This window comes from Vreelandella lionensis (assembly GCF_044543515.1).
Taxonomy (GTDB): domain Bacteria; phylum Pseudomonadota; class Gammaproteobacteria; order Pseudomonadales; family Halomonadaceae; genus Vreelandella; species Vreelandella lionensis.
In genome coordinates this window covers 67,153-87,909 of sequence record NZ_JBITWC010000020.1, presented here as the reverse complement: position 1 = coordinate 87,909, position 20,757 = coordinate 67,153, and the positions used below count along the sequence as shown (strand labels likewise).

The window sequence follows — 20,757 nt, the reverse complement described above, 5'->3', positions numbered from 1 at the left end:
GTGACCATCTCCAGTTCGTGCTGTTGGGGGGAAGGGTCTTTGAGCATATCGGCCACCACTAAAAACGATACGCTTATCAAAGCAAAACCCTGGCCGAAGGGCCAGGGCTTTGTCAGCAGTCTGACGGGCAGCCCCTTGGGGCTGCCCGTTTTGCGTTTCAATGCAAAGTGTTGACCTGATATTTACCGATTGCTAGTGGCCAGCGTAGCGTCTTGATCCAGCGCACCAGGCACCGGCTCATCCACGCTAAAGGTGGCGCGGCTGAGGCGGCGTACGCGCTTCATAAATAGCGCAATACAGATCAGCGTGCCGAGTGCGGCCACGATATAGCTGGTTTGTAGCGGCAGGTTAAAGCCAATCGGCGCGTAAGCGAGGTAGGTGAAGGTTGCCATGGTCATAAACACCGCAGGAATCGAGGTGATCAGGTAGGGCTTGCGCGATAGCACCAGATACATCGTGCCGGTCCAGAGCGCAATCACGGCGGTAGTTTGGTTGGCCCAGGAGAAGTAGCGCCACAGCAGCGTGAAGTCCATATGGGTGAGCGCGTAAGACGCCACAAACAGCGGCAGCGCAATCAGGATGCGCTTAACGATAGGCTTCTGCTCTACTTTTAAATAGTCGGCAATAATCATCCGAGCGCTGCGGAAGGCGGTATCGCCGGAGGTGATGGGCAGCACAATGACACCCAGCACGGCCAGGGTGCCACCAACGGCGCCCAGCATGGTGGTAGAGACTTCGCTCACAACAGCGGCAGGGCCGCCTGCTGCCAATACATCGGAAAGCGACTGTTCACCTTGGAACAGGCTCATGGCTGCCGCTGCCCAAATCATGGCAATCACGCCTTCGGCGATCATCATGCCGTAGAAGATTTTGCGTCCGTTGGTTTCGTTTTCAGTAGTGCGCGAAATGATTGGCGTCTGTGTGGCGTGGAAGCCGGACAGCGCACCGCAGGAGATGGTCAGGAACAGCAGCGGGAAGATCGGTGCGTTATCCGGGTGCATGTTCTGGAACGAGAGCTCCGGGATAGGCGCGCCGGTTACCACCAAACCAATGCCGATGCCAGCGGCGCTGAACAGCAACAGCGCGCCGAAGTAGGGGTAAATACGCCCAATCACTTTATCAATCGGCAGCAGCGTGGCAATCAGGTAGTAGGCAAAAATCGCCAGGATGATAAGCGTCAGCGACAGCGATGTCATGTTAGCGAGCAGGGCCGCCGGAGAGGTAACGAACACGGTGCCGACCAATAGCAGCAGCAAAATCGCAAAGCCATTCACCACGTGCTTCATCGTTTTGCCCAGGAATTTGCCCGCCAACTGGGGCAGGTGAGCGCCGTGGTTACGGATGGAGATCATGCCGGTTAGGTAGTCGTGAACCGCGCCTGCAAAAATACAGCCAATCACGATCCACACAAACGCCACCGGACCATAGAGAGCACCCAGGATAGGGCCGAAAATCGGGCCTACACCGGCAATGTTAAGCAACTGGATAAGCGAGTTGCGCGTGGTGTTCATCGGCACATAGTCGATGTCGTCGCGCATACTGAACGCCGGTGTTTGACGCTTACGGTCAGCGACAAACACGCGCTCGACAAACTTGCCGTAGGTAAAGTAACCCACGACTAATAACACTATCGAGAGAATGAACGTAATCATGTAAAGCACTCAACTGGTCAGGGAGGGTGTCAAGCGGACAGCCATGCAGCAAGCCGCGCTTATTTAGCCGGGGTGAATGTACAGAGACGTACCGGTTAGTGCTTTACGACTTTAGTGGCTGATTAACAAAGAAAAACGGGCAACCGTTTGGCTGCCCGAAGTGAAAATGCCATCAAATTGAGGATTAAGAGGAGATAACGCCGCAAGCCATGCGGGCGCCGCCACCGCCCAGGTGGGGTTCATCAGCGTGGGTGTCGCCACCGGCGTGAATCATTAGGCTGCGGCCCGGCATGTTTTCCATGCTCAAGCGTGGGGCTAGTACCGGCAGGTTGGCTTCACCATCCTCATTCACGGTCAGCACCGGTAGGTCGCCCAAGTGGCCTTCACCGTAAGGCCCCTGGTGGGTGCCGGTCTCGTCAGGATCGTAGTGTCCGCCAGCGGAAAGCGCGGCGGTCATCTCGCCGCTGTCGTTCTCGGCGGGCTCACAGCTGGCGTTTTGGTGAACGTGAAAGCCATAAACGCCTGGTTCCAGGCCGGTTAACGAAGGGGTGAGCAGCACGCCATGCTCGGTATGCTCAACGGCCACCGTACCGATAGACTCCTCCACACCGTCTGCGCTGACCTTATGCATTTCAACATTAAGCGGTTCATTGGCCTGTACCGTGGTGGCCAGCAGCACACCCGCCGCGATACCGGTAAGGGGTAGTGAATAGCGCATAATAATTGCTCCTTTCCTTATCCGTGGAAGCCCTCACAAAGGGCACTCTGTAACAGTAGTTGGCCTACCGTCACTCTGCCAATGGCGAAGAAATCCCGCCTAGCGTGCTGGCAACGGATGACATCGGCGCGCCAAGCCGCGACAATAGCCCGCTATTCCACATCTCTGTTTTATGCGCCTGTTTTACGCCCCTGTTTCATGTCCAAATGCTCTGCCTATGTATCAAGGAGTTCCATGCAGCCACTTAACATCCTTTATCAGGATGAGCATCTTGTAGCGGTGCATAAGCCGTCAGGCCTGTTAGTGCACCGCTCAGCGCTGGCGCGTGGGGAAACCGAGTTCCTGCTTCAGCGCCTGCGCGACCAGCTCGGCAAACGGGTCTACCCGGTGCACCGGCTGGACCGGCCTACCTCCGGCGTGATGGTGTTTGGCCTCTCCTCCGAGGCCGCCGCCCTGCTGAGCGAAAGGTTTAGCGAACGCCAGGTAGAGAAGCGCTACCTAGCGGTGGTGCGGGGCAAAGCGCCGGAGCAGGAGCGGTTGGATTACCCGTTACGGGAGGAGGACGGCACGCGCCCCAAGGCAGAAATGCCCGCCATGCCCGCGATGACCGATATTCGCCGCTTGGATAGCGTAGAGCTGCCGGTACGGGTAGACCGCTACCCGGTGGCGCGCTACTCGCTGGTGGAAGCACGGCCGCTGACCGGGCGACGGCACCAAATTCGCCGCCACTTATCCCGCCGTGGCTACCCGATCATTGGCGACGCCAAGCACGGCAAAAGTATCCATAACCGCTTTTTTGCCGAGCAGCTGGCCGCCCCGCGGCTGCTGCTTGCCGCGACCTATTTAGCGTTTGATCACCCGCTGCTGGATAAGCGCATTCAGCTCAGCTGCGCCGTGGATGAGACGATGAAAAATCTGTTCGAGCAGTTTGGCTGGCAGGGGCATTTACCTCTAGATAGCGTGCGAACGCCGCCCATTGCCACGCCTTCTGCCCTGCAAGCACTGTGAGCCTGCCCATGTCATTGAATGAATCCACGACGTCTTCTAGCGATTATGACTTCCGCTTTGGCGGTATTCGGCGCCTTTACGGCCAGCGTGCGGCGCAGGCATTTCGCCGTGCCCATGTGGTGGTGGTCGGGGTCGGCGGCGTGGGCAGCTGGACGGTCGAAGCGCTCGCCCGCTCGGGCATCGGCAAGCTTACGCTGATTGATCTGGACGACGTGTGTGTCTCTAACGTCAACCGCCAGCTCCACGCGCTGGATGGCACGATTGGCCAGCCTAAAGTAGACGTGCTGGCCGAGCGCTGTCGCCTGATTGCCCCTGAGATCGAGATTGTCGCGGATACCGCCTTCGTCACGCCCACCAACCTGGCCGAGCGCATTCCTGAGGATGCCGACCACGTGGTGGATGCCATTGATAGCGTGATTGCCAAAGCGGCGCTAATCGCCTGGTGCAAGCGGCGCAAAATGCCGATTACCGTGACCGGCGCGGCGGGCGGGCAGACCGACCCGACGCGCATTCAAGTGGCGGATTTGACCCGCACCGAGCACGACCCGCTGCTCTCCAAAGTGCGCTCGCGGCTGCGTCGCGATTACGGCTTCTCCCGCAACCCCAAGCGGCGTTTCTCGGTGGAGTGCGTCTACTCCGACGAGCAGCTGGTCTACCCCAGTGCCGACGGCGAAGTGTGCCTGCAAAAGCCCGGCAGCAACGAGACTACACGGCTGGACTGCGCTTCCGGCTTTGGCGCGGCGACGTTTCTCACCGGCACTTTTGGCTTCGTGGCCGCCTCCAAAGTGCTGGAGCGCCTCGACAAAAAAGCGAATCAGCCCGCCGCCACTCAAGCCATTCAAGAGGAAAACGAATGACCACTCCCGTTCCCGGTATTTACCGCCACTACAAAGGCAGCCTGTACGAAGTGGTGGGCACCGCCCAGCACAGCGAAAGCGAAGAGCCGCTAGTGGTCTACCGCGCGCTCTACGGCGGCTACGGCCTCTGGGTGCGCCCGCTAGCGATGTTCATGGAGAGCGTGACGAAAGAGGGGAGCACCCAGCCGCGCTTTGCGTTGGAGAAGGCGTTTTAGCCCGTATCGATTGCGCCACTAGTGCTCTTATGGATTGCCGCCCCCTGTTTTCAGGGAGGCGGCATTTTTGTAGTTGTGATTGCTTATATTCCATAATTAGCTATCTTTATAACAATAATTGGCGCGTAGGCGTCAAGCATACATACTCACGTATCTAGGAGATAAGCATGAAGACCTTCGCCCTATCTCAAAGCACCGGTGCGGGGTCACCCGACGTGGCGGGCTTTTTTGATCCGCGCACCTTTAGCGTTCAATACATCGTCAGCGACCCCGCTACCAAACAGTGCGCGATTATTGACCCGGTGCTGGATTTCGACGAGAAATCTGGCGCAACGGCGACTTTCTGCGCTGATGCGTTGCTGACATATGTAGAGGAAGAGGGGCTAACGGTGGCGTGGATTCTGGATACGCACCCCCACGCGGACCACTTTTCAGCAGCCCAGTACTTAAAAGAAAAAACCGGCGCGCCGACGGCGATTGGCCAGTACGTCACCCAAGTGCAGGCCCTGTGGAAAGAGATTTATCACTGGCCGGAGATGCCCACCGATGGCCGCCAGTGGGTCACGCTGTTTGTCGAGGGCGACACGTTTGCCATCGGTGAACTCAGCGCTCGCGTGCTGCACTCGCCTGGTCATACGCTGGCTTCTATCACCTACGTAATCGGTGATGCCGCCTTTGTGCATGACACCCTTTTTCAGCCTGATTTTGGGACGGCGCGAGCCGATTTTCCCGGTGGGGATGCCAAATCTCTATGGAACTCCATCCAGCAGATTCTCGCGCTACCGGGCAATACACGGCTGTTCACTGGCCACGACTATATGCCCGACGACCGTGAGCCGCAGTGGGAGAGCAGCGTCAATGAGCAGCGAGCCAACAACCCGCACTTGGTAGGCAAAAGCGAGGAGGAGTACATCGCACTGCGCCACAAGCGGGATAGCGAGCTGCCCATGCCCAAGCTGATTTTGCACGCGCTGCAGGTGAATATCCGCGGTGGTCGTCTTCCAGAGCCTGAAGCCAACGGCAAGCGCTATCTGAAAATCCCCCTGGATGCCCTGGAAGGTGCGGCCTGGGATTGATGCTATCCAAACCAATAGGAGGTGTGGTCATGCAAACGAAGCCATTGGAGCCAGGCGTTGAGATCACCTCAGCGCTGACGGTGGATGAGTTGGAGGAGGTAAAAGCGCGTGGTTTTCACGCGGTGGTGTGTAACCGCATCGAAGGTGAGAGCGAGGACTTTCCAGACGAGGCGCGCTACCGCGAAAAAGCCGAGCAGCTTGGCCTTGCCTGGGTGCATATCCCCGTGAAGCCAGGCGAGTACAGCGAAGCTGATATCCGCGCCTTTGCTGAAGCGCTCCAACAGCTGCCGCGCCCTCTCTTGGCGTTTTGCCGCTCAGGTAAGCGGGCCACGCACCTGTGGGCCTACGCCAAGCGTCAGCACGAGCAGTGCGAATTGGCGGAGCTGTTTACGGCGGCCCATGCGGCAGGGGTTGACTTGGAAGACCAGCGCCAAGGTCTTGAACGGAGTGCCGAATAAAAATCGAAGATGAGTGAAACCCTACTACGAAGGCCCCGTATCAGCAGGTACCTATTATGAGACTGCATCATGATCATTGAGCGCTGGGTGCCGCTAATCGGCTGGTTGCGAACCTATCACCGGGGCTTGCTCACGCGGGATGTACTTGCCGCGGTGATCGTCACGCTGATGCTGGTGCCGCAAGCGCTGGCCTACGCCATGCTGGCAGGGTTGCCGCCGGAAATGGGGCTCTATGCCAGCATGCTGCCGCTGGTGCTGTACGCCATCTTTGGCACCAGCGCGAGTTTGGCGGTAGGGCCGGTGGCGGTGGCAGCACTCATGACGGCCTCGGCGCTGAGCAGTTTTGCCGTGCCGGGTAGCCCGGAATATATCGGTGCGGCACTGGTGCTGGCCGCCCTCTCTGGGCTGATTCTTATCGCGATGGGCGTGCTTCGGCTGGGCTTTTTAGTCAACTTTCTCAGCCATCCGGTGATCTCCGGGTTTGTGACCGCCTCGGGAATGTTGATCGCGATCAGCCAGTTGAAGCACATTTTTGGGGTCGAAGCATCCGGCCATAACGTGGTGGAACTGCTGAGAGCGCTATTGGGTCAGTGGCAGCAGGTGAATGTCATAACGCTGCTGATTGGCCTTGGCGTTTGGGCGTATCTATGGGTGTGTCGCAAGCGCCTGAATGGTTGGCTGACCAAGCTGGGAATGCCAGCTAGTTGGGCAGGGTTAATGGTCAAAGCTGCGCCTATTTCGGCCGTGGTAGTGACCACGCTGTTCGCCTGGGGCTTCCAACTAGAGCAGCGCGGGGTCGATGTGGTGGGCTTTGTGCCCAGTGGCCTGCCTGCTATTACGCTGCCGAGCTTGCATCAATCGCTGTGGCTCGGCCTGCTGCCGGCGGCGCTGCTGATCAGTTTGGTAGGGTTTGTAGAGTCGGTGTCCGTGGCGCAGACCCTGGCCGCCAAGCGCCGCCAGCGTATCGACCCCAACCAAGAGCTAATTGCGCTCGGCATGGCCAACCTTGGCGCTGGCGTTAGTAGTGGCTCGCCGGTGTCGGGCGGTTTTTCGCGCTCGGTGGTGAATTTTGAAGCCGGGGCAGCGACGCCGCTGGCGGGGGCTTTTACCGCGCTTGGGATTGTGTTGGCGACGCTGCTACTCACTGACTTACTGGTCTTTTTACCCACCGCCACGCTGGCCGCCACGATTATCGTGGCCGTGGGGACGTTGATTGATTTGCCTGCGGTAAAGCGAACCTGGCAATACTCCCGAAGCGACGGGGTGGCGATGGTCGCTACTTTGCTGCTGACGCTTCTTCATAGCGTGGAAGTGGGCATTATCAGCGGGGTGGTGCTCTCGCTTGGGTTACACCTTTACCGCACCAGCCAGCCCCATAGTGCGGTGGTAGGGCGGGTGCCGGGCACCGAGCATTTCCGTAACGTGAAGCGCCATCAGGTAGAAACCGACGAGCATGTCGCCATGCTGCGCATCGATGAAAGCCTCTATTTTGCCAACGCCCGCTATCTCGAAGATACCGTCATGGCGCTGGCCGCCCGCTCGCCGTCGATCAAGCACATTGTGCTCACCTGTCAGGCAGTGAATGTCATCGATGCTTCGGCCCTGGAGAGCCTGGAGGCGATCAACGGTCGGCTGAAAGACGCCGGTGCCATGCTCCACTTGGCCGAGGTGAAAGGGCCGGTGATGGATCGCCTAACGCACACGGCGTTTTACCACGAGCTCACCGGCCAAGTGTTCTTTACCACCTATGACGCTTGGCAAGCGTTGGCGCATCCGGCCAGTGCTGAGGTGGTGTCGGTGTGAAGTGGTGCTTTTACTCCCAGGCCGGGAACGGATCGGGCAACTGCTGCCATGTCTCCATCCCTTCTAATAGTTCGGCCTCGCTGAGTAAACAGTCGTCCAGCGCTTCACGCATTTTGGTCTCATCTAGGTTCTGGCCGATAAACACCAGTTCTTGGCGCATATCGCCAAACGGCTCTTGCCACTTCTCCATAATGAATTGGCGATACTCTGGGTCCTCAGGCCAGTCGGCTTCAGGAATGGCTTTCCAGAACACGCCCGCCGGGCCGTGATGGGCAATGCCACCTGCCTGGCTCCACTGGCCCGCATAGCGAGGGCGAGTCGCCAGCCAGAAGAAGCCTTTCGAGCGCAGCAGGCCTTTGCCAAACCATTCGGCGTTTAACAAGTCGTGAAACTTTTGAGGGTGAAAAGGGCGGCGAGCGTGGTAGGCGAAGCTGCCAATGCCGTACTCTTCGGTTTCGGGTATGTGTTCGCCACGTAGCTCTTTCAGCCAGCCTGGCGCTTGCTGAGCACGTTCAAAGTTGAATTTTCCGGTATCCAGCACTTTCTCCAACGATACGCCGCCTTGGCGAATGGGTACTAGCTCTGCCTCGGGGTTGAGCGAACGTAGAATCGCTTTGAGGGCGTCCAGCTCTTTTTCAGTGATCAAATCGGTCTTGCTAATTAGCAGGACATCACAAAACTCAATTTGGTCGACCAATAAGTCAGCAACATTGCGCTCATCCTCTTCGCTCAGGCTTTCTCTTACTTCTTCAAGGCTTTTCGCTTCCTGGTACTGTGTGAGGAAGTTAGCGCCATCCACCACCGTCACTAGGGTGTCTAGCCGAGCGACTTGGGAAAGGCTCTGACCGCTTTCATCTTCAAAGGTGAAGGTTTCGGCCACGGGAAGTGGTTCGGATACACCGGTAGACTCGATCACGAGATAATCAAACTTGCCCTCACGAGCGAGCTGGCCGACCTCAATCAGGAGATCTTCACGTAGAGTGCAGCAAATGCAGCCATTGCTCATCTCTATGAGGCGTTCCTCACTGCGGTTGAGTGCTATATCGCTGTCCAGCATCGACTCGCCAGGACCGCCTCGTACTAACGCACCGTCAATGTTCACTTCGCTCATATCGTTAACGATCACCGCCACCCGGCGGCCTTCACGGTTCGCCAGGATATGATTGAGCACGGTGGTTTTACCGGCACCTAAAAAGCCGGAAAGCACCGTCACGGGTAGGGGAGGGAACGCAGACATAATAATAGCACCTTCAGGCAAGAGTGTTATGTGATAATATAACAATAAAGGGGCGGTGAAAATATGTCTCTGCCGGGATAGAGAGTGATCAGGTGTGTGCTCAGCGTTTGTATTGGGTAGGACAGTAGCCGCGTATGATATCAGGCGAGCGAAGCGCTCTATGTTTGGTGGTGCGGCCTGTCACTCGCTGTCGCCACAAGCGAAATGACCCTGGTTTAAGCTGATAGCGCATGATGTCTATGACCTCTGGTTCACCTAGACCAAACTGCCTTTCGATGGCGTCAAAAGGCGTGCGATCTTCCCAGGCCATTTCGATGACCCGTGACTGTTCATCCTCAGGTAGACAGCGAAAGCGTTTTATAACGGCGTTGGGCATAGAGGCACCTGGACAGTTAGTGAGTATAGAGAAGTGTCGCCTATATAACTCTACCACTATCATACATGGCAGAGATAGCTGTGGAGGGTGTGTGGCACTATCTGCAATGAGACGTCGCTACTTAGCCGCCAGCAGTGCGCGAAATAGCCCATTCATGAGTACAGGTTCATCGTGGCGAATGCGGAAGCCCGCCTGTTGTAATAGTGGTGTTGCTTGGCGAGTAATATCGGTAGCGAGAAATGAGGTCAGCACATTTAAGGTTCGGCGGCTCAGGCCAGCAGCTTGAGCGTCTGGCTGAAATTTATCCATGACGCATAGCTGCCCACCGGGTTTGAGAACGCGATAGGCCTCAGCGAGCCCCAGCTCAGGGTTTGGCATCACCGCCAAAATAAAGTGCATGACGACGACATCAAAGTGTTCATCTGGATACTCTAACGTGGTGGCATCCATGACTCGGCAGGAGACATCGCGTTGATAGCGCTCGGCCCGTGCGCGGGCACGTTTGACCATGGCAGGGGTTAGATCAGTAAGATGTATCTCCAGCTCATGAGGTAGAAAGTGTAGATCTAAGCCTGTGCCAGCACCTACCAATAAAACTCGCATGCCGGGTTCCCAGTCTACTTGGCCAAGTGCCACACGGCGTGGCTTGCGCAGGGCTCGCGATACCACGACATCATACAGAGGGGCATAGACACTATAGCGAAGGCGATTCCAGGTGGTAGTGTTTAGCATAGGCCCTCACGATAGCGGGAGTGATAAAGCAATAGTGGCGTAATGGTATGTACCTATAGCATGAACCGCCAAGAACCACCAAGATACTACAAGTGGCGGCACAGCTGTGGTTAGGGTGGTGGTGATAGGGGCTTTGCTGTAGAGGAGAAACGTGCGGCAAATAGAAGAGAAAGGCACCCGACGAGCTACTCCTCTGCCGAGGAATTTTGATGGAAACGCGTCGCTAAGCTTTCAAGGATATCAAGAATTAGTTGCCGATCTTGGTACGTTAAAGGCGCTAATAGCATTTTTATTCTTTTAGTTTGATCGTCCACATGAACGCTTGCTTGACCTAATAACTCCCCTGCATCGCAATTGAATATCTCGGCTAATTCAAATAAGCGTATGGTGTTAGGGATGACCCGACCGCGTTCAATTCTTGAAACGGCTTCATTGCCAACCCCTAATCGTTCAGCGACTTCTTCCTGGTTCAATTGGCTGCGTATTCGCTGTTTGGCGATAGCCCGGCCGATGTTACTAGCTAGCCGTTCCTGTTCAATTTTATTCACACTATCCTCCATGTAGACCTGAATGGTTGGGTAACGACCTATTGACATGAAGGACTATTTAGGTTGAATATCGCCCTGAAAGGTTGAGGATGTGATCCCTGTGCTGTTTTTTTGTCCTTGGCTGGCTGGATGAACAAAAAAGCATGGCTAAATATAATTAAATCAATCATTTAAAATAAATTTGTTGGCAGTTCCGTAAAGGTTTAGATAGTGAATTTTATCTGTTGATAAAGTTATATCGCGGCGACTGTGGCTCAATAATTAACGCGTTGTGGTTAGCATCATTAATCCGGGCGCTGAAGAACGTCCGTGGGAGTGATGGCTAATGCAAAGTTATAGAAGCAAGAGCAGGGAGGGTTGATGCAAGACGTTTTGCTTTGTCGTGCTAACGACAATCGCTGCATGGCTCAAGGATGATCACATAGCGGTCAATTCGGCTTTGAAAGCGTTTGGCTTGCCAGCGTGGCTCACTCATCAAAACCGAAGGCGCTTATTATCATGTCTCCCACGATGGCACCAGAAATTTTCCGACAACTTGCAAGTGGTTTATCAAGTATCAATAAGGGTGGTTTTTTCCACCATTTAGCCCAGTCACTGGCCGCTCTACTCAAAGTTGATCATGCGCTGGTGGCAAGCATTGATGCTGATCGGCGCTTGGCAACGCCGCTTGCTATGTGGTCACAGGGTGAATTCATTGATGCGTCTCCTTATATATTGAAAAACACCCCCTGTGAGCAGGTTGAGCAATCCTCCTGTTTTCATATCCTTGAAAAAGTACGTACCCATTTTCCTGGGGATGTGCGCTTGGCAAGGTTGTCGGTTGAGGGGTATTTGGAGGTTCCTATGGCGGATGCTTTAGGCAACTGCCAAGGAATCATCGTATTAATGCACTCCCGCCCCTTAGCGCTACCAAGATATGCAAATGAAGTCATGCAAATTGTTGCTTCGCTTGCTGGCCTGGAGCTATCGCGCCAATTGATTGGAGAGCAGGCGAATGAGCGAATTGCGAATAAGCAACGCGCCTTGAGGCTACTCAGTAGAGGGAATGACGCGCGTCTTCATGCGAGTGATGAAACAGCGCTACTCCATGCTGCCTGCCGAGTGGCGGTAGAAGTAGGAGGCTATACTGCTGCGTGGGTTAGCCAAATAGAGCCTTATGTTGAAAAAGAGAGCGTTGGAGCGGTTCAGGCGTGTGTCGATGTTGAAGGTGATGCTCTCGGCTGGCTAAGCCCCAAACAACTGCTCATCGCAGGCTACAGCCGCGAGATGGTGAGTCAAGCATTAGAGCGTCAAACCCCCGTTATTTTTACTCGACAAAGCAGCACAGGGTCGCCAGGTATTGATGACACACTGTCTGCCTTAGGCGTCAATGGGCTAATTGTTCTGCCCCTTATCTATCGCGGCCAGTCGCTTGGAGTATTCAGCTTTTATCAGGCAGATGATCTAGCCATTACCTCAAGAGAGGTACGCTTGCTCAGCGAGCTAGCTGACGATATTGCTTTTGGTATTGACAGTTTACGCCATCGAAAGGCGGAGCATCGTATCCAACATGCAGTAACACAAGTGGCAACGGCGGTTTCTGCTCAGCACGGACAAGCGTTTTTAACTCAGCTAACCGATCATATGGCCAATGCTCTGGCGGCTGAAGTAGGGTTTATCTCTACTTTAGATGAGCATAATCCCAATATCGCTAACGTGCTGTCCATTTTTGTCAATGGTCAGCGTCAGCCTACCTTTAGCTATCATCTGGCAGGCGTTCCCTGCCAAGATGTACTTACAAAACGTGAATGCGTTGTACATGAAGGTGCTGGTCTTTGCTTGCCCGTAGAAAGCGATGGCGCGCTGGATTGGGTGAACACTTATGTTGGCCGTCGCTTGGACGATGCCAAGGGTAATCCTATTGGAATTATTGGCGTTATGTTTAAAACGCCTCTATTTGACACGCAAATTGTACGCACAGTCCTGCAGATTTTTGCGGCGCGTGCGGCTGGGGAACTTGGGCGCCAAAAAGATGAAGCACGCATTCGTCAGCTAGCGTTTTGTGATGCGGGCACGCAGTTGCCCAATCGCGCCGATTTTATGCAGCACTTAGAAGAGCGCGTGACAGACGTGGCTGCCATACCATTTGCATTACTGCTATTGGATCTTAATCATTTTAAAGAGATTAATGACACTGCAGGACATGATATAGGCGACCTAGTATTAAAAGAGGTGGCTAGGCGCTTCCGCGATGCACTACCCCGAAGCGACTATCTCGCACGCCTCGGTGGGGATGAGTTCGTGGTGGTATGCCAGGAAACACGCGATGAAGGCAGCGCATTACTCACGGCTGAGCGGCTATGGACGAGTTTAAATAAACCAATTGTTATAGAGCAGCACTCCGCAGAGCTGTCTGTCAGCGTTGGTGTGTCACTCTATCCAGCGCATGGACTGACAGTTCATGCGCTATTAAAACACGCCGATATTGCCATGTACCAAGCGAAACGGCATAAGTTAGTAACGCGCACTTTTGAGCCTTGGATGGGGCAGGCGGTAGCCGAGCAGCTGCATATCGCCAAGCGACTGGCGATTGCGTTAGCGAATCGATCGCTTTACCTGCACTTTCAACCCCAAGTAGATATGCGCACAGGTGAGCTGATTGGTGCCGAAGCCCTATGCCGCTGGTGGGATGAGGAGCTGGGAGAGGTGTCTCCGGGACAGTTTATCCCGCTTGCCGAAGAGCGCGGGATGATAGTGGCGTTAGGCACTTGCGTGATTGATGAGGCATGCCGGCAGCTAGGGGATTGGCAATGCCAAGGGCTTGTGCTGAAAGGGCAGCTGGCGATTAATATTGCCGCTGACCAGTTCGACGATAATGATTTAGTCTCAACGCTGCTAACTAGCTGTCGGCTAAATGGCGTGGCGCCTGAAGCTCTTAGTGTCGAAATTACCGAAAGTGGCATCATGACTCATCCAGAGGATGCCATTGCGACGACAGAGATATTGAGAAGCCACGGCATGGGGCTATCGATAGATGATTTTGGCACTGGCTACTCATCGCTTGCCTACCTGAAGCGCTTTTCGGCAGACAAAATTAAAATTGACATTTCGTTTATTCGCGACATGCTGACCAGCGACAATGATCGCACAATCGTAGCCACCATTATTGCCATGGCGAATACATTGGGCTTACAAACCATTGCCGAAGGTATCGAGTGCAAGGCGCAAAGTGAAGCATTATTAGCTATGGGCTGCACCCAAGCACAAGGCTACTATTATGACCGGCCACTTACCGCCGAGCAGTTTGCTCAGCGCTGGCTAATGTAGCAGCATTAGTTCAATTTTTGCGATTCCTTGTGTGTACTCTATTTACGCAGTCTTATATCTGTCATAAATAATTGTAACCTATTGTTATTTTTATGGCGGTTTTTAGATAATGGTTATCAATATGTTTAAAACCTTATAGCTTTTAAAATTTTCCTTGGGAAAGTTGAAGGAGAGCTAGGATTTATAGCTAGCTAAGTATTAAACTATAGAGGCAGCCTCCTCTGCGCTCTGACCTCAAAAAAATACTTAAAAAAAGGTGTTTTTATGCCTAATTCTTCTGCTCCCCTGCGCAATCCTTCGGCACAAGTTGTACAATCGTTCTTGAAAAGCCAGTATGTGCTTTGTATTTATGCAAAAGATATGCCTTATGCATTACAAGCTGAAGTAGTCGATCTTGATGTCGAGAGTGGCTTGCTGACACTAAATTTAGAGTACTATGGGCAAAGTATCGATAATTATTTAAATAATGGACTGATAAATTTTGACATTGAAGCTTTGCATCCGCTTGATGGAACAATAAAAAACTCAGCGTTAGCGCGCGATATCTACAGTATCAGCAATGTCGCTGCTAAGGTGCTTAAAGTGGATAGTGGCACTTATCGCTTAGAATGCCAGTTACCTAACTCTGTATTTTTGATGGAACAGCGAGGTGCTGTACGCATACCTTTTATATTAGGGATGCGAGCTAGAGTAAGTGTTGAAGTGTTTGCTAGTGGCTTAGTGGTTGCTGGCAATTTGAGGAATCTTTCCGTCGGTGGCTGTTTAGTAGATGTAGCTATTGAAGATGCTGTTCCGTTGATAGTAGGACAGCAAGTGCCAGGAGTGACTATTGAGTTTCCTAGCGGTGCGAGTTTTTTTACGGAAGGAATTGTGCGGCATATGCGACCCTTTGGTAATCATGGATATGCTGCATTAGGAATAGAGTTTTCTAATCTCGAACCACATCAAGCCGAAGAGCTCTACTATTTTGTTAATGAAGTAGAAAGGGAAGCCGCCTTTCGGTCGGGCGCTAATGGCCGTTTCACTGACCACTCTCCACTTTTCGTGCCTGGTGCAAGAGAGAAAAAAATGCTACAGCGGGAAGAGAAAGATCAAAAAAATCGCCAGCGGCAATCTCCTATGCAGCGCGGTATTCTAGAGTTAGCACACCAACTGCAATATGCTTTGATGTATATCAAAAGCCGGAATCACTTTCCCGAACAAGTGATATATGACTGTGCGGACTCTATCCTCTATCTCGTTCGTGAGGATCGTAAAGCGCTGCTATATGCACTTACTTTCCTTCACAATGAGCCAGAGTGGGTTAGGCATGCTGTGCGTGTTGCCGCGCAAATGGCAGATATTATGCTTATTCGCGATGCTCACTCTACCCAAGTACGAGAGGTGATGGTAGGCACGCTATTGCACACCATGGGTAAGCCTTTGTTAGTGAGCGAGGAACTGCCATCGCTTAAGTCTAATATGACACCTCGACAGAAAACGTTACTAAAGCAGCATCCAAATGTTTTATGGGATAAACTTGTATCATTGAACTGGAAACCTAGCCCAGTATGTAAAGATATACTATTAAATGCCAATGAGCGATTAGATGGCTCGGGTTACCCCTCGGGATTGAAAGGCCCTCAATTATCTGAAAACGTGATTTTACTGTCAGTAATAAAAATAATTAATAAGCTTACCTATGAACGTAATGGAATAAAGCCACGTACCCCTCTTGATGCTTATCGTTTAGTAAGTGATAGCTATCAGAGCTATGATAAGGCAACATTGGTTGAATTTATTCAGTGTTATGGACTTTATCCTATCGGGAGTCTGGCTAAGTTTTCCGGTGGTTTTTTGGCTTGGATTATTGATATTGACAGTAAAGGAATGCCAGTTAAGGTGAACGTAGTGAAGAATCTTGCCTTTATGGATACCAATATTGATAGCATTTTGGATGCAGGGGACTTTTCCCAGATAGGAAGGTTAGAAGGCGTTGTTGATCCTAATGATTATGGTGTAAAATTTCTTAAGTTATGATTTCTAAACCGCCCTGGCTATTCAGGGCGGTTTTTTAGGTAATTCATTGTAGTCTGGATAATATTGCCTCAGAGGCAATATTATTGTTTATAAGTAACCAGTTGGCTCATTAAAACTCCTCCCAGCTCGGCTCTTCGCTATGTTTTACCAGTGTGTGGCCAAGACTGTGCTTTTGGACAGGCAGTGAGTGAGCAGCCGTAAAGGGCTTGGGTGCTGTGGTGGGCTGCGCTACATTTAATTTGAACGTGGCGATTAAATCTGCGAGGCGGTTCGCTTCATCTTGCAGAGAAGCCGCTGCGGTACTGGTTTCTGAAACTAAAGAGACGTTCTGCTGAGTCGCAGAGTCCATTTGCGTAATAGCCGTCGTTACCTGGTTGATACCGCTTTCTTGCTCATTAACCGCCAAGGCGATCTCTCTCATTAGCTCGGAGACTTGTTGCACTGCCGCGACAGTGCTTTCCATACCTTCACCGCTAAGCTCTGACTGCCGAGTGCCCTCTTTAATACGTGTAGCGATGCCATCAATAATACTGCGAATTTGCCCGGATGATTCGGACGTTTTCGTGGCCAGTTTACGAACTTCTCCCGCGACGACCGCAAAACCCCGGCCATGTTCGCCAGCACGGGCAGCCTCAACGGAAGCGTTCAGAGCCAGAATATTGGTTTGAAACGCAATGCTTTCAATCACCTGGATAATATCTTGGACGCGCTGAGAGTGCTCCTCCATATCTTTCATGAGTGCGGTGGTTTGCTCTACCTCTTTGCGTGCATCACTGGCTTTTGATGAAGCAGTAGAGGTTAATCCGCTGGCAGTGCTGGCGGTTTGGTTATTATGGCTAACCGTTGAGGACATCTCCTCCATGCTAGAGGCGGTTTCTTGCAATGCGCTGGCCTGCTCTTCGGTACGAGAAGCTAGGTCTTCGCTGCCGCTAGCGATTTCACGGGCGCTGTGAGCCACCATTTGGCTCGTTTGGTTTAGCGTTACCATCATATCGGTAAGCTTAATCTGCATCGCTTGCATGGCTTGATACAGCTTACCGATTTCGTTGCGACCTTCATCTTCAATATGGCTGGTCAGGTCCCCTTGTGAAATATTCTCGCAGATGGTGACTGCACGGCTAAGCGGCGACACAATGAATCGGCGTAAACCAATCTGTAGGCCTACCATTAGGAGTAACGAAATCAGCAAAACGGCAGCAACTGTCCAAATAATACGCTGATTGGCTGCTTGAGCTTCAGCCTGCATGTCATCTGCCAGGCTTTCTGCAAAGCGAGCAAACTCACGAGCAGCGTCGGTAAGTGGGCCTGCTTCTGCATCAAGGCGCTGCTCTTGCATAGCAATTTGTGTGGGATCGCCCTCAGCCATCGCTTGCTGAAGCGCTGGCGTTACCAATTCTTCAAAGCGGGTAATGACTTCTATGTAGTACGGGTAGCGCTCCTGCCCTTCGGTGACATCGTAGGAGTGTAGCTCTTCAAAGCGCTTTATAGTCCGCTCTAAGCTACGCTGGGCTTGCACCAGGGAAGTATCTGTATCGGGGTTATTTTCGCTGCTGTAGTCAACAAATCTGGCCATGCGCAGCCGCAACTCCATGAGGTTTACTTCCATGCGGTTTGCTGCGGCCACCTGCTCGGCGCTAAGTTCAGCGAGCTCATTAATATCACTTACTCCATGAGGTTTACTTCCATGCGGTTTGCTGCGGCCACCTGCTCGGCGCTAAGTTCAGCGAGCTCATTAATATCACTTAAGCTGTTTCGTGCAGATGAAATGGCGAGAGTCCCAATGGCTAACACCATCACAATAAGCAGCACCATGGCGGCAGTTAGACTATTTTGGATGCGAATGTTTTTCATGTATTCCCCTCGTTAGCAAAGATATAAGGTTACTAGGGCAGTAACTCAACAGGTGATGGAGGCAACCTGCTAAAGCGGAGGCTGGTCATGCTATTTTTATAATTTATTGAAGCACGCCGGTCATCACGCATAGCAAGATAGCAATGATTAATAATAGTTTTTTTCATTGCTTATGATTTAGGATTGTAACGCTACCGTTGGCTAATGTCTTTCCATCATCATTCTTTTTTATGACATCAATCAGAAAAAAAATTTGATTATTCTAGTGAATAACATAGAATTTTTCGTTTTTGTTACGTGGTTTTTATTTACAAAATTTTGTTTTGCGTGATGAGCTGTTTCAAAACGTGCATTTTTAATGCTGGCTAATATTGTCGTTTAACAAAAGATATTATATTTATTTGGCTTGTATAGTATTTGTTGAGGGAAGATCGCTAAACTGCTGTTTAGTCTTCACTATTAACTATCTCTGATTTAGTGATCGGAGGGTGTCAAAGACTGGCGAAGGTAGGGAGCTTTGATGACGCTTAATTTCACCGATACAAGCATGGCCGAGGCAGAGCAGCGGCGCTGGTACGCCGTGGACGATGGTGTGATGGGCGGCGTGTCCCAAAGCGGCTTTCGCGTGGACGCTGGCGCTGGCTGCTTTTATGGCGAGGTGTCACTGGAAAACGGCGGCGGCTTTGCCTCGGTGCGCCGTGAACCCAACGGCTTTGAGCCGACCCTAGCACACAGCCAAGGAGTTACGCTTCGCGTGCGCGGCGATGGTCGCACCTATCAGCTACGGCTCAAAAGCAGCGCGCTGGACGAAGCAAGCGCCTATCGCATCGCCTTCACACCTACGGCTCATCAGTGGGAAACGCATCAATTCACCTGGGCACAGTTCGAGGCGGTGCGCCGGGGCACGCTGCTTTCCAGCGCACCGCCTCTCGACCCGGATTCTATTCACCAGCTCGGTTTCTTGATTGCCGACCGCACTGCCGGGCCGTTTCGCCTGGAGATAGCCTCCATTGCGCCGTATTCACAAGGCTGACACTGACAGGGCTGACAGTTACAGGACTAAGGTCGTCTCGTATGTAGTGTGCCGTTCACGGAATCTGAGAAGCTCTTTTTCGACGTGAGCCAGCGTGATGAAACACTCCCCCGCGTATCGCCTAGCGGCCACTGTGCTGCACGGTTTCGATGAGTACCGTGCGCGTTTCAAGCAGATCACCTCAGATGCCAGCCGCCGTTTTCGCGACGCCGCCTGGCGTGAAGCGCAGCAGGCCTCCGCCGCGCGGATCAACCTGTACGGTGAAAAAGTCGAGGAGACGCTCGACCGATTGCAGCCCGCCTTTGCCCAGGAGGTGCTGGCCCACTGTGAGACGTGGCGGGAAGCGCGGGGGCACTACGCTCAGTTGATCAGCCAGCGGCTGGATTACGAGCTGGCGGAAACCTTCTTTAATTCGCTGTTCTGCTCGGTGTTTCAGCATCGCCATATCCGCAACGACTGGATGTTTGTGTACAGCTCCCGGGAAGATGCCGCGCACCGTTCGGGCATCGAGCTGTGCCGCAGGCATTACGTCAACGGCGACTGGGCGGGGGCACTCGCTTGGGCGCTGAGTGAAGCCCCGTTTGAGTCCCCCTTTGCCAGTTTGGAACGCGATAGCCAGCTCGGCGCTAGCCTGCTGGAAGCCCAGCTTCCCGCCGCGATTTGGCAGGCGGAGGATGCCCAGGTGGAGCTGCTCAACAGTGTGTTCTACCGCAATAAAGGCGCGTACCTCGTTGGGCGTATGTTAGGCGGCGGCGAGCAGGTGCCGCTGGTGCTGCCCGTTCTGCATGGCGAAGGGTATGGCGAGCAGCAGGGCGGCGACCCCTGCCTGCATTTGGATACGGTCCTCACCGAAACCGATGAAGTGTCGATCATCTTCTCGTTCACCCGCGCCTATTTTCAGGTAGAGGTGCCGGTGCCGGGGGAGTTCGTCGCCTACCTAAAACAGCTCATGCCCCACAAGCCTGAGGGCGAGCTGTACGCCGCCATTGGCTTTTTCAAACACGGCAAAACCGAATTTTTCCGCGCGCTGAACCAGCAGGTGGCTAAACGCGAAGAGCAGTTTATGATCGCGCCGGGGGTGCGGGGCATGGTGATGGCGGTGTTTGTGCTGCCGAGCTTTCGCACCGTGTTCAAGATTATTAAGGATAAGTTCGACCCTGCCAAAGAGGTCACCCACGCCATCGTGCGGGAGAAGTACCGGCTGGTAAAACGCCACGACCGGGTGGGGCGGATGGCCGATACCCAGGAGTTCTCCAACTTTATCGTCCGCCAGGACCACTTCGAGCCGGAGTGTTTGGCCCACCTGCTAGAGGTCGCGCCCTCCACGGTGTCGCTGAAAGAGGATAAAGTGATCATTAAGCACTGTTACACCGAGCGAATGATGACGCCGCTGAATATCTATCTGGAGCAGTGCAGCGCCGATGAGCGAGTGATGGTGCTAAAAGATTACGGCAACGCCATCAAGCAGATGGCGGCGGCGAATATTTTTCCTGGCGATATGCTGCTGAAGAATTTTGGCGTCACTCGCCACGGGCGGGTGATTTTCTACGACTACGACGAGGTGAGCTATCTCACCGAGTGTCGCTTCCGCCATATTTCCAAATCCCAGGGGTACGACAGCTACATGGATGGCGGGGCTAGTTTATCTATTGGCCCCAACGATATCTTCCCCGAAGAGTTTGGCCCGTTTATGTTTGCCAACCCGGAACTGCGCGCACTGTTCACAGAGCAGCACCCGGAGCTGTTCGACCCGGACTACTGGCTAGCGCTACAGCGGGCAATTCTTGATGGGCGGGTGATTGACGTTTACCCGTATCGCAACAAGCAGCGGTTCGCGGGCACCGTGGGGCAACTGGTACATTAGGCGT

At 53.3% G+C, this 20,757-nt stretch carries 18 protein-coding genes; 10 read left to right on the top strand and 8 right to left on the bottom strand.

Translation table 11 applies throughout. The features are described from left to right. Positions 1–182 precede the first annotated feature (182 nt). Complete coding sequence (locus ACIGG6_RS13255) at positions 183–1,652, bottom strand: carbon starvation CstA family protein (protein ID WP_253504959.1); 1,470 nt, start codon at positions 1,650–1,652, stop codon at positions 183–185. A 184-nt stretch (positions 1,653–1,836) separates the two neighbouring features. Continuing rightward, positions 1,837–2,370, bottom strand: coding sequence for a superoxide dismutase [Cu-Zn] SodC (sodC, locus tag ACIGG6_RS13250; RefSeq protein ID WP_399844998.1), 534 nt, complete (start codon positions 2,368–2,370; stop codon positions 1,837–1,839). 234 nt (positions 2,371–2,604) lie between these two features. On the opposite strand from sodC, the gene ACIGG6_RS13245 reads away from it, so the two are divergent. The 6 genes from ACIGG6_RS13245 (at position 2,605) to ACIGG6_RS13220 (ending at position 7,787) form a co-directional block, all read left to right on the top strand. Beyond that, positions 2,605–3,378 carry a pseudouridine synthase gene (locus ACIGG6_RS13245; protein ID WP_399844996.1) on the top strand — a complete coding sequence of 258 codons (774 nt, stop codon included), beginning with the start codon at positions 2,605–2,607 and terminating at the stop codon, positions 3,376–3,378. 8 nt (positions 3,379–3,386) lie between these two features. After that, positions 3,387–4,235, top strand: coding sequence for a tRNA cyclic N6-threonylcarbamoyladenosine(37) synthase TcdA (tcdA, locus tag ACIGG6_RS13240; RefSeq protein ID WP_399844995.1), 849 nt, complete (start codon positions 3,387–3,389; stop codon positions 4,233–4,235). Further along, complete coding sequence (locus ACIGG6_RS13235; protein ID WP_399844994.1) at positions 4,232–4,450, top strand: DUF1653 domain-containing protein; 219 nt, start codon at positions 4,232–4,234, stop codon at positions 4,448–4,450. The genes tcdA and ACIGG6_RS13235 overlap by 4 nt, the downstream gene beginning before the upstream one ends. 167 nt (positions 4,451–4,617) lie before the next feature. Continuing rightward, positions 4,618–5,526, top strand: coding sequence for an MBL fold metallo-hydrolase (locus ACIGG6_RS13230; protein WP_399844993.1), 909 nt, complete (start codon positions 4,618–4,620; stop codon positions 5,524–5,526). Positions 5,527–5,555: 29 nt separating this feature from the next. Next, entirely contained in the window at positions 5,556–5,984 is a 429-nt protein-coding gene (locus ACIGG6_RS13225; RefSeq protein WP_399844990.1) for a TIGR01244 family sulfur transferase, read from the top strand. 69 nt (positions 5,985–6,053) lie between these two features. Continuing rightward, complete coding sequence (locus ACIGG6_RS13220) at positions 6,054–7,787, top strand: SulP family inorganic anion transporter (RefSeq protein ID WP_399844988.1); 1,734 nt, start codon at positions 6,054–6,056, stop codon at positions 7,785–7,787. A 10-nt stretch (positions 7,788–7,797) separates the two neighbouring features. On the opposite strand, the gene zigA is transcribed toward ACIGG6_RS13220, so the two are convergent. From zigA to ACIGG6_RS13200, 4 genes are all read right to left on the bottom strand, one after another. Continuing rightward, a complete protein-coding gene (zigA, locus tag ACIGG6_RS13215; protein WP_399844986.1) occupies positions 7,798–9,024 on the bottom strand; it encodes a zinc metallochaperone GTPase ZigA in 1,227 nt (408 codons plus the stop codon). Positions 9,025–9,124: 100 nt separating this feature from the next. Next, positions 9,125–9,400 (bottom strand): TIGR03643 family protein, encoded by a 276-nt coding sequence (locus tag ACIGG6_RS13210; RefSeq protein WP_399844984.1) that lies wholly within the window; start codon positions 9,398–9,400, stop codon positions 9,125–9,127. A gap of 117 nt (positions 9,401–9,517) precedes the next feature. Continuing rightward, positions 9,518–10,132 (bottom strand): class I SAM-dependent methyltransferase, encoded by a 615-nt coding sequence (locus ACIGG6_RS13205; protein WP_399844983.1) that lies wholly within the window; start codon positions 10,130–10,132, stop codon positions 9,518–9,520. A 185-nt stretch (positions 10,133–10,317) separates the two neighbouring features. Continuing rightward, on the bottom strand, positions 10,318–10,680 hold the full coding sequence (locus ACIGG6_RS13200; RefSeq protein WP_399844981.1) for a helix-turn-helix domain-containing protein: 363 nt from the start codon (positions 10,678–10,680) through the stop codon (positions 10,318–10,320). A 498-nt stretch (positions 10,681–11,178) separates the two neighbouring features. Between ACIGG6_RS13200 and ACIGG6_RS13195 the strand changes: the two genes are divergently transcribed. Together ACIGG6_RS13195 and ACIGG6_RS13190 are read left to right on the top strand one after the other, a co-directional pair. Beyond that, positions 11,179–13,986, top strand: a complete 2,808-nt coding sequence (locus ACIGG6_RS13195; protein ID WP_399844979.1) for a bifunctional diguanylate cyclase/phosphodiesterase — start codon at positions 11,179–11,181, stop codon at positions 13,984–13,986. Between the two features lie 264 nt (positions 13,987–14,250). Continuing rightward, positions 14,251–16,005, top strand: a complete 1,755-nt coding sequence (locus ACIGG6_RS13190; RefSeq protein ID WP_399844977.1) for an HD domain-containing phosphohydrolase — start codon at positions 14,251–14,253, stop codon at positions 16,003–16,005. A gap of 109 nt (positions 16,006–16,114) precedes the next feature. On the opposite strand, the gene ACIGG6_RS13185 is transcribed toward ACIGG6_RS13190, so the two are convergent. Both ACIGG6_RS13185 and ACIGG6_RS13180 read right to left on the bottom strand, forming a co-directional pair. Continuing rightward, positions 16,115–17,578, bottom strand: coding sequence for a methyl-accepting chemotaxis protein (locus ACIGG6_RS13185; protein WP_399844974.1), 1,464 nt, complete (start codon positions 17,576–17,578; stop codon positions 16,115–16,117). Positions 17,579–17,667: 89 nt separating this feature from the next. Then, positions 17,668–17,856, bottom strand: coding sequence for a Tar ligand binding domain-containing protein (locus tag ACIGG6_RS13180; protein WP_399844973.1), 189 nt, complete (start codon positions 17,854–17,856; stop codon positions 17,668–17,670). A gap of 520 nt (positions 17,857–18,376) precedes the next feature. On the opposite strand from ACIGG6_RS13180, the gene ACIGG6_RS13175 reads away from it, so the two are divergent. Together ACIGG6_RS13175 and aceK are read left to right on the top strand one after the other, a co-directional pair. Next, entirely contained in the window at positions 18,377–18,889 is a 513-nt protein-coding gene (locus tag ACIGG6_RS13175) for a CIA30 family protein (protein ID WP_399844971.1), read from the top strand. A gap of 97 nt (positions 18,890–18,986) precedes the next feature. Then, the gene (gene aceK, locus ACIGG6_RS13170; RefSeq protein WP_399844970.1) at positions 18,987–20,753 is read left to right on the top strand and encodes a bifunctional isocitrate dehydrogenase kinase/phosphatase; all 1,767 of its coding nucleotides are present in this window, start codon (positions 18,987–18,989) and stop codon (positions 20,751–20,753) included. Positions 20,754–20,757: the final 4 nt, after the last annotated feature.